General features: G+C 67.5%; 12 protein-coding genes and 1 pseudogene. 8 read left to right on the top strand and 5 right to left on the bottom strand.

The window, feature by feature from the left end; genetic code table 11:
* Positions 1–485 (bottom strand): annotated as a pseudogene (locus tag ACESMY_RS22855) (SPOR domain-containing protein); the annotation flags it as partial.
* Positions 486–630: 145 nt separating this feature from the next.
* A complete protein-coding gene (locus ACESMY_RS22860) occupies positions 631–1,806 on the bottom strand; it encodes a deoxyguanosinetriphosphate triphosphohydrolase (protein WP_372786952.1) in 1,176 nt (391 codons plus the stop codon).
* Positions 1,807–1,902: 96 nt separating this feature from the next.
* Between ACESMY_RS22860 and erpA the strand changes: the two genes are divergently transcribed.
* The 6 genes from erpA (at position 1,903) to ACESMY_RS22890 (ending at position 5,449) form a co-directional block, all read left to right on the top strand.
* Positions 1,903–2,235: an iron-sulfur cluster insertion protein ErpA gene (gene erpA / locus ACESMY_RS22865; protein WP_372786953.1), complete on the top strand. Its 333-nt coding sequence runs from the start codon at positions 1,903–1,905 to the stop codon at positions 2,233–2,235.
* Between the two features lie 47 nt (positions 2,236–2,282).
* Complete coding sequence (locus tag ACESMY_RS22870) at positions 2,283–2,672, top strand: hypothetical protein (RefSeq protein WP_372786954.1); 390 nt, start codon at positions 2,283–2,285, stop codon at positions 2,670–2,672.
* A gap of 51 nt (positions 2,673–2,723) precedes the next feature.
* On the top strand, positions 2,724–3,503 hold the full coding sequence (gene xth / locus ACESMY_RS22875) for an exodeoxyribonuclease III (protein ID WP_372786955.1): 780 nt from the start codon (positions 2,724–2,726) through the stop codon (positions 3,501–3,503).
* 66 nt (positions 3,504–3,569) lie between these two features.
* A complete protein-coding gene (locus tag ACESMY_RS22880) occupies positions 3,570–3,938 on the top strand; it encodes a hypothetical protein (RefSeq protein WP_372786956.1) in 369 nt (122 codons plus the stop codon).
* Positions 3,935–4,741, top strand: coding sequence for a DUF2145 domain-containing protein (locus ACESMY_RS22885; protein ID WP_372786957.1), 807 nt, complete (start codon positions 3,935–3,937; stop codon positions 4,739–4,741). Before ACESMY_RS22880 ends, ACESMY_RS22885 begins: the two co-directional genes overlap by 4 nt.
* A 51-nt stretch (positions 4,742–4,792) precedes the next feature.
* Positions 4,793–5,449: a hypothetical protein gene (locus tag ACESMY_RS22890; protein WP_372786958.1), complete on the top strand. Its 657-nt coding sequence runs from the start codon at positions 4,793–4,795 to the stop codon at positions 5,447–5,449.
* 21 nt (positions 5,450–5,470) lie between these two features.
* On the opposite strand, the gene ACESMY_RS22895 is transcribed toward ACESMY_RS22890, so the two are convergent.
* A complete protein-coding gene (locus tag ACESMY_RS22895) occupies positions 5,471–6,160 on the bottom strand; it encodes an aspartate/glutamate racemase family protein (RefSeq protein WP_372786959.1) in 690 nt (229 codons plus the stop codon).
* An 8-nt stretch (positions 6,161–6,168) separates the two neighbouring features.
* Positions 6,169–7,911, bottom strand: coding sequence for a dihydroxy-acid dehydratase (ilvD, locus tag ACESMY_RS22900; protein WP_372786960.1), 1,743 nt, complete (start codon positions 7,909–7,911; stop codon positions 6,169–6,171).
* A 544-nt stretch (positions 7,912–8,455) separates the two neighbouring features.
* Here ilvD and ACESMY_RS22905 point away from each other — a divergent pair.
* The gene (locus ACESMY_RS22905) at positions 8,456–11,194 is read left to right on the top strand and encodes a TonB-dependent receptor (protein ID WP_372786961.1); all 2,739 of its coding nucleotides are present in this window, start codon (positions 8,456–8,458) and stop codon (positions 11,192–11,194) included.
* Positions 11,195–11,245: 51 nt separating this feature from the next.
* Here the strand turns inward: ACESMY_RS22905 and ACESMY_RS22910 are convergent, their stop codons facing one another.
* Positions 11,246–11,644: a globin gene (locus ACESMY_RS22910; protein WP_372786962.1), complete on the bottom strand. Its 399-nt coding sequence runs from the start codon at positions 11,642–11,644 to the stop codon at positions 11,246–11,248.
* Between the two features lie 74 nt (positions 11,645–11,718).
* Here ACESMY_RS22910 and ACESMY_RS22915 point away from each other — a divergent pair.
* On the top strand, positions 11,719–12,116 hold a 398-nt coding region (locus ACESMY_RS22915), incomplete at its 3' end, for an enoyl-CoA hydratase-related protein (protein WP_372786963.1).

Consider the following 12,116-nt stretch of genomic DNA (forward strand, 5'->3'; position numbering starts at 1 on the left):
GGCGCGGCCTTCGGGGCCGGCGCCGGCTGGGTCGGGATCGAGGGCCGAAGCGTCGGCGCGGCGCTCGCCGGGGCGGCCGGCGCGATCGGGGTCACCACAACGGCGGGCGCGCCGGGCTGCGGACGGCCCGCCGGCGTCTCGGGCGGCGGCGCGAAATGCACGGTCCTCTGGCCTGGCGAGAAAGCCTGGTCGCCCTCGGACTTGTAGATCTGCAGGCCGGCGGCCGGATCCTGCGGCTGGGCCTCGACGGGCGGAGGAGCCTTCATGCCCGCGACGGGCGCACCCACGGCTTGCGGCGGCTGGCCCGCCTGGCGGACGCCGGAGCGGTAGAAGACGAAGATCGCGGCGGCCAGGCCCAGCAGCACCAGGATCGAGATGATCAGGGTGAAAGGGATCGGTGAGGCGCCGCGCACCGGCTGGCGGGCGTCGAAGCTCAGGGAGGCGTCGGTGGGGGGCGTGTAGGCGCCGCGCTCATGATCGGACATCGAGGTCTCCCGAAGAAGCGCGGCCGATTCAACGAATCGCGCGCGTGACGGGGCAGTCTAGCCGAGCGCGCGCCCGCCGAACCGTCCCGAAGCGCCATTTTCTGTGGGCGATATGGCCGCGGGAAGGCGCGGCTGGGCCATGGCCCTAGTTCAGGGAGTCCAGGTTGAAGAGCTTGCGGTGCTCTTCGATGGCGAAACGGTCGGTCATGCCGGCGATATAGTCGCAGACCAGACGAGCCCGGCCGGCCTCGTCCCGGGCCTGGGCGCGGGCGTACCATTCGCTCGGCAGCACATCGGGTTCGGCGAGGAACAGGAGGAACATCTCGGCCAGTATCCGCCGCGCCTGGCTGCGGGTGCGGTTGACGCGCCAATGGCGATACATCCGCTCCATCAGGAACGCCCGAAGCGCCGAGAGGTCCTCGACCATGTCGCGGGAGAAGGCGACCAGGGCGTGATCCAGCACCCGGACTTCCTCGGGCGAGCCGACCTTGTCGGCCTGCGCCCGCCGCCGGGTCTCGGCCAGGACGTCGGCGACCATGGCCCCGATCATCCGGCGCACCGCCTCCAGCCGCAGGATGCCCGCGTCGCAATCGGGGTAGTCGGCGGCGGCGCTGGCCACATGCGGTCCGATCAGCGGGATGCCGCGCAGCTCATCGAGGTTGAAGAGCCCCGCCTGCACGCCGTCGTCCACGTCGTGGTTGTTGTAGGCGATGTCGTCGGCGAGCGCCGCGACCTGGGCCTCGGCCGACGCCCAGGTGCCCAGCCGCAGGTCGTATTCGGCGTCGAACTCGCCGATGGCGCTCCACGACGGCCTATCGAGCTTATCGGTCACCGGGCCGTTGTGCTTGATGACCCCTTCCAGGGTCTCCCAGGTCAGGTTGAGGCCCTCGAAGCGCGGATAGCGGCGCTCCAGCTTTGTGAGCACCCGGAAGGTCTGCACATTGTGGTCGAAACCGCCGAACCCCTGCATCTGCACCTGCAGCTCGTCCTCGCCGGCGTGGCCGAAGGGCGGGTGGCCGAGGTCGTGGGCGAGCGCGATGGTCTCCGCCAGGTCGGCGTCGAGGCCGAGCGCGGTGGCCAGCGAGCGGGCGATCTGGGCGACCTCGAGCGAATGGGTGAGCCGCGTGCGGAAGTGGTCGCCCTCGTGGGCCACGAAGACCTGGGTCTTCTCCTTCAGCCTTCGGAAAGCGGTGGCGTGGATAATCCTGTCGCGGTCGCGGGCGAAGGGCGTGCGGGTCTCGCTCTCAGCCTCCGCGACCTTGCGGCCGCGCGACTTGGCGGGGTCTTCGGCGTAGGGAGCCTTGGGGATCGTGGCGGCCATCAAATCCATCTATCGGGCGGCGTCTATTCGACGAGGGGCTTGGTCGAACCGGCCAGCGCCCTCATATAGTGCAGGCGTTTCATTCGTCTAACCGTCATGACCTCAAGCGAACTCACCCTCAGCCCCTCGGCCGCGCAACGCATTCACGCCATCGGCAAGGCCGAAGGCCGGTCGGTCATGCTGCGCGTGGCTGTGGAGGGCGGCGGCTGCTCGGGCTTCCAGTATCAGTTCGACCTAGTCGAGGAGGCCCAGCCCGACGACCTCAGGATCGAGCGCGACGGGGCCGCGGCCCTGGTCGACGAGATGTCGCTGGTCCTTCTGAAGGGTTCGGAGATCGATTTCGTCGATGAGCTGGCCGGCGCGGAGTTCCGCATCCGCAACCCCAACGCCAAGTCGAGCTGCGGCTGCGGCGTCAGCTTCTCGATCTGACTCTTCGGACGTAAGCTCCCCGCGAACAACGGTCGGGGAGACCTCTCATGTCGCTCATCCAATCCGCCAGGCGCAGCGCGCTCGGCTGCGCCGCGGCGCTGCTGCTCAGCACGCCGGCCTGGGCCCAGGCCCACGACGGCGACTGGGCGGGCTCGCTCAAGATCCCGGGCGGCGGCCAGGAACTGCACCTCATCCTGCACATCGTCACCAAGGGCAGCGACGTCCAGGCGGTGCTCGACAGCGTCGACCAGGGCTCGACGATTCCGGCGACCGCCTACAAGGCGGACGGCGCCAAGGCCAGCATCCTGTTCATTTCGGTGGGCGGCGAGCTGGAGGGCGAGTTCGCGGCCAACGGCCAGACCTTCACCGGGACCTGGAAACAGGGCAACACGACCATGCCGCTGACGCTCACCAAGAAGGCCGCCGCCGCCCATTGAGCCGGCGCGCCCCGGCGGCTAGCGTCCGGCCCTGTTCGACCGGAGCTCTCGATGCGCATCGCCACCTGGAACGTGAACTCGGTCAACGCGCGCCTGGAAACGGTGCTGAAGTGGTTCGAGGCGGCGCAGCCGGACGTGGCCTGCCTGCAGGAGATCAAGTGCGTCGACGAGAAGTTCCCCGCCGAGGCCTTTGAACGGCTGGGCTACAACGTCGCCGTCCACGGCCAGAAGGCTTACAACGGCGTGGCCCTGCTCTCGAAGACCCCGCTGGAAGACGTCCGGCGCGGCCTGCCCGATCCCGGCGAGGAGGAGCAGTCCCGTTACCTCGAGGCGGTGATCTCAGGCCCGACGCCGGTGCGAGTCGCCTCGATCTACCTGCCCAACGGCAATCCGGTGGACAGCGAGAAGTACCCCTACAAGCTCGCCTGGATGGACCGGCTCAATCGCCACGCCCGCGACCTTCTGGCGCTGGAGGAGCCGCTGGTGCTGACCGGCGACTTCAACGTCATCCCCGAGGCGCGCGACGCCGAGTTCCCGGCCAACTGGGAAGGCGACGCCCTCTTCCGGCCGCAGACCCGCGAGGCCTTCCGGGCGCTGAAGCACCTGGGCCTGAGCGACGCCTATCTGGAGGCCGACGGCGCGCCGGGAGCCTACACCTTCTGGGACTACCAGGCCGGCGCCTGGCAGCGGAACAACGGCATCCGCATCGACCACGCCCTGCTCTCGCCGCAGGCGGCCGACCTGCTCGCCGGCGTCAGCATCCACCGCGACGTGCGCAGCTGGGAGAAGCCTTCGGATCACGTGCCCTTCGTGATCGAGCTTGACCTCTAGAGGTCCAAAATCCGCCTGGATTGACCGCGAAGCTTCACCTGGGACCCACGTCACGCAAGGATCAGCATGCGCTTCCTCCTTCCGGTCTTCGCCCTCGCCGCCGCAGCTCTCTGCAGCCCCGCCCTCGCCCAGGACAGCGCCGCTGGCGCCTCGACAGCCGGCTCCCAGGCCGCCGGCCTGCTGGCCGCATCCGGCGTCAAGACCGTCGTCGGGGTCTCGGCCATTCCGGTCAGCATGGCGGCGGCGGGCGCGAGCGGCGTCGGCGCGGTCTCGACAGTCGCCGGCCACGTCGGCGCGGCCTCGGGGGCCAATCTCTCGCAGGCCGCCGGCGCCTCGGCCAATGCGGCGCTGAAGGTCGACGACGCGGTGGTGGTCACCGCCGACCCCGCGCCCAACGTGCCCTATCAGGCGCAGAGCCCGGCCCCGCGCCGGTGAGGCCGCTCGCAGGGCTGATCTGCGCCGCGGCGATCGCGCTTGCCGCCCTGCCCGCCGCCGCGCAGGACTCCTCGCTGCGCTCCGTCGCCACGCATTTCACGGCGCCGGAAGCAGCCGGGTTCTCCAAACAGGTCGAGCGGGACCTGGCCGCACGCGGCGCCCAGGTGGCGATGGTGTTCCGCACCGGGCGGCCCCGCTCCCAGCTGCCCGAGGGCATCGCCTACACGCACGGCGGCTTCTGGGTCTATCGGACCATCACCACCGCCGACGGGCGGACGCTCTCGGGCTATGCGGTCTACAACCTCTACGCCGGCGACGGACAGGCGTGGCCCAAGAACCAGTCGCGGCTGGTGCAGGACTATCCGTTCGACTTCATCCGGGGCTCGACCGTCGACGACGTGGCCGTGATCGTGCCCTCGCCCGAGATGCAGCGGCGAATCCTGGCGGTGATCGATTCGCCGACCTACGCGCGGCTGCACAATCCGGTCTATTCGCTGGTCGCCAACCCCTGGGCGACGAAATACCAGAACTGCAACAACTTCATGCTGGATGTGGTCGGCGCCGCAGCCTGGGAAACCACCGATCCCGCGCGTATCACCGCCGACCTGAAGGCCCACTATCAACCGACCCTGGTCAAGGCCGGTCCGCTGATGCGGCTGTTCGGGCCGATCGCCGACAGCCGGCTGCGCACCGATGACCAGAAGGGCCCGATCCGCACGGCCACCTACGAGTCGATGAGCGCCTTCATGGACAAGAACGGCCTGCTCCAAGCGGCCTACACGCTGAACTTCGCCCGGCCCTGAGGGTTCTTTCTTGCTCTTCGCTTGAACGGACTCAGGGCTTAGCTTCGCCCCATGAACGATCTCACCCGGCTCCTGGTGCTGCTGGTGGTGGCCGGACTGGCCGTCACCGTGCTGGCCGGCGTCGCCCGCTGGTACATGGACGAGGGGCGGCGGGTCCGGCGCGGCCTGAAGGCGGTGCTGAAGAGCGACGTGCACGGCTTCCTGGTGGCGCGCGGACGAGGGTCCGGGATCGGCTTTGACTTCACCACCAACCAGGTGGCCGTCGTCTGGGACCAGGGGGCCTGGGGCCTGGTCTATATGCTGGACGAGCTGATGGGCGCCGAGGTGATCGTCGACCAGCTGGTCGTCGGCCGCGTGCACCGCGGTGAGAGCCGCAAGGCGCTCGACGCCTTCGGGGCGGAGGAGCGGGTCGCCCTTCGGCTGGTGTTCGACGATCCCGGCCATCCCGACTTCGTGCTCGACCTCTGGCTGCCGGAGGACGAAGGACGGCGCGACGAGCTGCCCCCGGACGAATCGATCGCCGAGGCCAACCGCTGGCTCGCCCGCATCGAGGCGCTGCTGCGCCGCCCCACGGCCGGACGCCGGTCGGCGCCTCCCGTCATGACCCCCGCCGCCCCGGCCCCGCCGCCGGTGTCCAAGCCGGCGCGCGCGCAAGCCCCCTTCGACATGCAGGAAGCGGTGGACGACGACGAAGAGCCGATAATCTGACGGCGCGCGTACGGATCGCGGCTAGCCCAGGGCGAAATCCACCGCCGCCTCGCAATGGGCGATGGCGGTGTCGACGGCCGGTGTGTCGAAGTCGTCCGGGCTGACCAGGAGGCCGATCTCCGTACAGCCGAAGATCACCCCGTCGCATCCCTCGGCCCTGGCCTTGGCGTAGATGGCCAGGGTCTCGGCCTTCGAGGCGGCCCGGATGTCGCCGACCACCAGCTCCTCGAAGATGATCGCATGCAGCCGGTCGCGGTCGGTCTTGGCCGGGATCGTCGCTTCGATGCCTTGGGCTGCCAGTCGGTCGCGATAGAACGCCTTCTCCATGGTGAAGCGGGTGGCGAGCAAGAGCGGCCGGCGCACGCCCAGGGCCTCGAGCGCGCGCGCCGTCGCATCGGCGATGTGGATCACCGGCGCGCTGACCGCCGCAGCCACCTGGTCGTAGTTGAGGTGCATGGTGTTGGCGCAGATCAGGATCGCCTGCGCACCCGCTGTCTCGAGCCGGCGCGCCGCGTCCGCGAGGATCGTTCCGGTCGCATCCCAGTCGTCCTTGGCCTGCAGGTCCGCGATCGGCGCAAAGTCGACCGAGCGGAGGATCAGGTCAGCGGAGTGCAGACCGCCCAGCCGCTCGCGCACCAGGCGGTTCAGCACCTGGTAGTAGACCGTGGTGCTTTCGGCGCTCATGCCGCCGAGCAGGCCGAGGGTCTTCATGGCGCCGCCTAGATGTCGGCGTAGACGTGCTGTTCGCCCGCCGCGCCCGGATGGGTCACCGCGCCCAGGTGGGCGGGCCCGACGGAGCGGGCGAACTTCCACAGCGCGCCGGAGCCGTAGTTCGAGACCCGCGGCTCTTCCTTGGCGGCCTCATAGGCGCGGTGCTCCAATTCAACCGGGTCGACCTCCAGCTCGATGGTGCCGGCGTCGGCGTCGATCGAGATCATGTCGCCATCCTTGATCAGGCCGATCGGCCCGCCGTCTGCGGCTTCCGGACCCACATGGCCGACGCAGAGGCCGCGGGTGGCGCCGGAGAAGCGGCCGTCGGTGATCAGGGCCACCTTGTCGCTGATGCCCTGGCCGAAGATCGCCGCGGTCGTCGACAGCATCTCGCGCATGCCCGGGCCGCCCTTCGGGCCCTCATAGCGGATCACCAGGACGTCGTTTTCCTTGTAGTCGCGCGCCTGGACGGCGGCGAAGGCGGCTTCCTCGCCGTCGAACACCCGGGCCGGGCCGCGGTGCTTGACGTGTGACGAGCCCGCCACCTTGACGATGGCGCCGTCCGGCGCGAGCGAGCCCCAGAGGCCCACCACGCCGCCGGTCGGCGACAGCGGATTGGAGACCGGCCGGATGACGTCCTGGTCCTCACGCCAGACCACGTCCTTCAGGTTCTCGGCGATCGTCTTGCCGGTGACGGTCATGCAGTCGCCGTGGATCAGGCCGGCGTCCAGCAAGGTCTTCAGCAGCATGGGCACGCCGCCCGCCTCGCCCATCTTCTTGGCCGGATAGCGCCCGCCCGGCATCAGGTCGGCGAGGTAGGGCGTCTTCTTCATGATCTCGGCCACGTCGCGCAGGGTGAAGGATATCCCCGCCTCGTGGGCCATGGCCGGCAGGTGCAGGCCGCCATTGGTGGAGCCACCGGTGGCCGCGACCACGACGGCCGCGTTCTCGAAGGCCTCGCGGGTGCAGATGTCGCGCGGCCGGATATTGGCCTCGAGCAGCCGCATCACCGCCTCGCCGCTCGCCACGGCGAACTGGTCGCGGTCGAGATAGGGCGCGGGCAGCGCCGAGGAGAGCGGCAGGGCGAGCCCGATCGCCTCGGAGACACAGGCCATGGTGTTGGCGGTGTATTGGCCGCCACAGGCGCCGTCGCCCGGGCAGGCGTGCTGTTCGAGGTCGCAGAGGTCTTCGAGGCTCATCTGGCCGGCGGAATATTTTCCGACGCCTTCGAAGACGTCCTGCACGGTCACATCGCGGCCTTGCCAGGTCCCCGGCAGGATCGAGCCGCCGTAGATGAAGACGCTGGGCACATTGAGGCGCAGCATCGCCATCATCATCCCCGGCAGCGATTTGTCGCAGCCGGCCACCCCCACCAGGGCGTCATAGGCGTGGCCGCGCATGGTCAGCTCGACGGAGTCGGCGATCACCTCGCGGCTGACCAGCGAGGAGCGCATGCCCTCGTGGCCCATGGCGATCCCGTCGGTGACGGTGATGGTGCAGAACTCGCGCGGCGTGCCGCCGGCGGCCTTCACGCCCACCGATGCGGCCTGGGCCTGGCGAATCAGGGCGGTGTTGCAGGGCGCGGCCTGGTTCCAGCAGGACGCCACGCCCACGAACGGTTGGCCGATCTCCCGGCTGCCGAGGCCCATGGCATAGTAGTAGGACCGGTGCGGCGCACGCGACGGCCCCTCGGTCACATGACGGCTGGGCAGCTTACTCTTGTCCCAGCTTCCGTCCGGCTTGCGGTGCATATGAGAGGTTCCCGTGTCGAGAGGCTTTCCATAAGCGCGCGGCGCGACGCGCGAAAGGCCCCCTCGCGCGACGGCGGTCCGAGGCGGCCAATTCGCAACTCTGAGCTGCGCCAACCTTCGGGTGCGCAACAATGTTACTGTTCAGAAATTGCGCTTCCGACGATTCCGTATGCGATGGAACAATGTTTTATAACGATAATTCCCCGAATTGGAAAATTTGGTACGGCTTGCCGATCCAAGTTAAAATGCAATCGGCGCTAGCAAACTAGAGACGCTCATGAGATTGGCGTGGCGTCCTTTGACAGTTGTCGCTGGGGAAAGCGCGCCCTCTCCCTAGGCGTTTTCAGAAACCCCGCTCCCGAAAACTGTGTCCCCAAAGCCAACATGAGTGAGGCGTCTTTAGTTATCATTGATCACTTACCCCATTCACGTTGACGGCCTGTAGTGGCTGCTTCAGCCTCCATCCTAGGCGCAGACAATAGCGCTCCCTAGAATTCACAGGCTGCGGGGAGGCAGTTCACAGATGCAGTGGAAACACGCCCTTATGGCGTCCAGCGCTATGCTGGTCGCCGCGCTCGGCACTTCGGCGCACGCTCAATCGAAATCAGGCACGACGGCCGCGGCCAGCAACACCATCGAAGAGCTGGTGGTCACCGCTGAAAAGCGCGCACAGAGCCTGCAGGACGTCCCCGTCGCGGTCTCCGCCTTCACCTCGGCGCGCCGCGATCTGGTCGGCATCAACACCATCGCCGACATGACGAACTTCACGCCGGGTCTCGAATACAACGCCTCGAACGACCGCAACACGCTGCGCGGCATCGGCCGCCTGACCAACGTGCATGCGGCCGACATCTCCGTGGCGCAATATTCGGACGGTATCTACACCTCGTCCACGGTGGAGGCGGGCAAGACGCCGCTGTTCACGGACCGGGTCGAGGTGCTGCGGGGGCCGCAGGGCACGCTCTACGGCCGCAACTCCATCGCCGGCACGATCAATATCATCTCCAGGAAGCCGACCGAGGACCCCTATGCGGAGGTCCGGGCGCAATACCAGAACTACAACCATTTCATCGTCGAGGCCGCGGCTTCGGGGCCGACCCCCATTCCAGGCGTGCAGTTCCGTATCGCCGCCAACTGGGAGAAGCAGACGGATGGCTGGTTCCACAACGTGGTTCCGGGCTTCCAAGACGAAGGTGGCGTGATCGACCAGACCTACCTCGAAGGTCAGTTGAAGATGAAGTTCAACGACCGCTTCGACGGCTGGGTGAAGTTGGCCACGGCCCATTGGGCGAACGAGGGCGGCGGACCGGGCCAGCGGACCGGCTACACCTCCGGACCCTTCGGCACCTACCAGACCAACAGTCCGGGCTTCTACGTCAACGCGGCCTATGCCTGCTTCCCGAACACCGGGGTCAGCAACATCGTGACGGTCGGCAATGTTCCGCTAGCCCAGGCCTGCGCGAACCCCGCCGACAAGAACAAGCGCGACTACTCGTCGGTCGCGCAGGGCAGCGCCAAACTGACCGGCGTGGCGATCTTCTCGAGCGAGTTCACCTACCACTTCGACAATATAGATTTGAAATACATCGGCGGCGGCACAAAATATAACTATGTCGCGATCCTGCCGAGCGACGCGCCGGGGATCTCCGCCTTCAACATACCGAACTTCGTCGGTGGCCCGAGCGCGCGGATCCTGCCGCGCGAAACCTCCTACTATCGGGAGGACCTGACCTGGTACAGCCATGAGCTGAACCTGGCGTCGACCGGGAACGGCCCGTTCCAATGGCTGGCCGGCGCCTACTACTACGACGAGAGTTATCTGCAGCCGACGGCCGGCGTCCTGCTGGACCAGGCGGAGGTCAACGGTCCGTTCCTGACCGGCGCCACCTGCGCCTTCACCAGCAACATCTGCCCGAACGCGCAGAAGCAGGGTCGGTTCTATGACGACCGGCCCGCCATCGCGACCACCAGCAAGGCGGCCTACGGCCAGATCGACTGGAATTTCGTCGAACACTGGAAGACGACGCTGGGCATCCGCTACACCCAGGACCACAAGCGCGGCACCGAGGATGGCCGACTGACCTGCTTCGACGTCGCCACCTGCACCGGCGGCTTCGGACCTGAAATCCTCGGCAACAACCTGATCGACCTGACGCAGATTCCGATCACCGTGACAGGCGGCCTGCTGCCTGGACAAGCCGGCGCGCCCGGCGTGGCCAAGGGCGTGTCGAGCCTGACCACCATCGATCCGGCGACCGGCTTTGCGCACCGCAAGTACGACGACAAATGGTCGGCGACGACCGGCACGGCCGGGGTGCAGTGGGATCCGGACCCGGACACCATGGCCTACTTCCGCTATAGCCGCGGCTACAAGGCGGGCGGTTTCAATATCGGCAACGCCGCGTTCTTCAACGCCAATCCGGAGACCAATCCGGAGCACGTGAACGCCTACGAGATCGGACTGAAGAAGGACTTCGGTCACACCCTTCAGACCAACATGGCGGTCTTCTACTACGACTATTCCAACTACCAGGCGCCGATCACCATCGTGCCGACCGGCGGCGGCGTGGGCATCGCCCAGGGCGTCTTTTTCAACATCCCGAAGTCTGTGTCCCAGGGCTTCGAACTCGAGACGACGTGGCAGCCGATCGACCACCTCCAGATCCTGTTCAACTACTCCTACCTGGACGCGCACATCAGCCAAGCCACCGGCGTGGTGGACCCGGCCGACCCGACGGCCGTCCAACCCGGCGCCAGGCCGGCGATCGTCGGCGGAACGTGCGCGGCCAATCCGACCGGCTCCTGCGATGTCTTCACCGGCAATGTTCAGCGCGGTCAGAACCTGAGCGGCAACAACCTGCCGAACGCGCCCAAGAACAAGGTCGCGTTGAACGCCAACTACACCTTCGAGTTGCCGACCGGGAACTTGACCACCGGCGCGACCTACGTCTGGCGGGACAAGCAGTACGGATCGCTGTTCAACCGGCCCTACTACGAGGCGCCGAGCTGGAATCAAGTCGACCTTCGCGCCGTCTATACGGACAAGGACAAGAAATACACGATCATCGGCTTTGTGAAGAACGTCGGCGACACCTACGGCTACGAAGCCGGCACCACCGCAAGCCGCCGCGCGGGCTTCGTTCCGGCCTATTCGGTTGGCCAGGCAGGGAGTGCACCGGCGGGAGCTCTAGCAGCCGTGCCAGTTCTGCAGGGCATCGCCAGCACCTACACGCTGACGCCGCCCAGGACCTACGGTATCGAGATTCAGTACCGCTTCTTCTAGGGTTCAGATCCGAACCCGGCCAAGGCGCTCCGCTCCGGCGGGGCGCCTTTGTCATGTGCGCGATATGATGAAATCGAGCCGGGCGAGCAGCTCGCGCCAGGCGGCGTCCACCTCGGGCGTCCAGGCCTCGCCGATCAGCGCCTGGCAGGTTTCCGCCAGCATGGGGAAGAACCGGCCGAACACCTCCGGCGGGACACCGACGCCCTCATGGTTCACCCGCTCGGCGGCGATCAGGTTGGCCGCATAGGCCCCCGCCCCGCCGATATCCAGGATGCATTCGAAGGCCACCGCCAGCATCTCGCCGCGCACCGCCCCGGTGGTGTCGCGCACGAACAGCGCCTCGATCTTCGGATATTCGGCGAACAGCCGGGCGTAGACCTGCGGCGCCGGATCGCCGACCCGTTCGGCCAGGGTCTCCAGCGATCCCGCGACGAGCTCGGCCGAATTCATCGCAAGGCTCCCCTTCGCCGCCGGCTCCCACCCTGCCTATAGTCGGCGCAACAGGACAGAGGGAGACGCGCCAAGTGACTTTCCACGACATCGCCTACGCCGTTTCGGATGGCGTGGGGGTCATCACCCTCGACCGGCCGGCCTACCGCAACGCCCAGAGCTACCGGATGCTCGACGAGATCGACCAGGCCTTCGATCTGGCGCGGGCCGACGAGGCCGTGCTCGTGGTGGTGATGCGCGGATCGGGCGGCGTCTTCTCGACCGGCCATGATCTGGGAACCGCCGAGGGGATGGAATACCGCAAGGCGCTGGGCGCGAAACCCGGCATCCAGACCTACGACCAGTTCAAGAAGTACAACCTCGACCTGCTGCTGAAATGGCGGAACTTCCCCAAGCCCACCGTCGCCATGGTGGAAGGCTACTGCATCTACGCCGGCTGGATGCTGGCGGCGGCCATGGACGTGATCTTCGC

Source organism: Phenylobacterium sp., assembly GCF_041691455.1.
Classification (GTDB): Bacteria; Pseudomonadota; Alphaproteobacteria; order Caulobacterales; family Caulobacteraceae; genus Phenylobacterium.

What these genes read in the sequence shown, in the direction of transcription:
- ACESMY_RS22895 (WP_372786959.1), bottom strand. Translation starts at nt 6,160, where the DNA reads ATGAAGACCCTCGGCCTGCTCGGCGGCATGAGCGCCGAAAGCACCACG.
- xth (WP_372786955.1), top strand. Translation starts at nt 2,724, where the DNA reads ATGCGCATCGCCACCTGGAACGTGAACTCGGTCAACGCGCGCCTGGAA.
- ACESMY_RS22860 (WP_372786952.1), bottom strand. Translation starts at nt 1,806, where the DNA reads ATGGCCGCCACGATCCCCAAGGCTCCCTACGCCGAAGACCCCGCCAAG.
- ACESMY_RS22880 (WP_372786956.1), top strand. Translation starts at nt 3,570, where the DNA reads ATGCGCTTCCTCCTTCCGGTCTTCGCCCTCGCCGCCGCAGCTCTCTGC.
- ACESMY_RS22890 (WP_372786958.1), top strand. Translation starts at nt 4,793, where the DNA reads ATGAACGATCTCACCCGGCTCCTGGTGCTGCTGGTGGTGGCCGGACTG.
- ACESMY_RS22870 (WP_372786954.1), top strand. Translation starts at nt 2,283, where the DNA reads ATGTCGCTCATCCAATCCGCCAGGCGCAGCGCGCTCGGCTGCGCCGCG.
- erpA (WP_372786953.1), top strand. Translation starts at nt 1,903, where the DNA reads ATGACCTCAAGCGAACTCACCCTCAGCCCCTCGGCCGCGCAACGCATT.
- ACESMY_RS22910 (WP_372786962.1), bottom strand. Translation starts at nt 11,644, where the DNA reads ATGAATTCGGCCGAGCTCGTCGCGGGATCGCTGGAGACCCTGGCCGAA.
- ACESMY_RS22905 (WP_372786961.1), top strand. Translation starts at nt 8,456, where the DNA reads ATGGCGTCCAGCGCTATGCTGGTCGCCGCGCTCGGCACTTCGGCGCAC.
- ilvD (WP_372786960.1), bottom strand. Translation starts at nt 7,911, where the DNA reads ATGCACCGCAAGCCGGACGGAAGCTGGGACAAGAGTAAGCTGCCCAGC.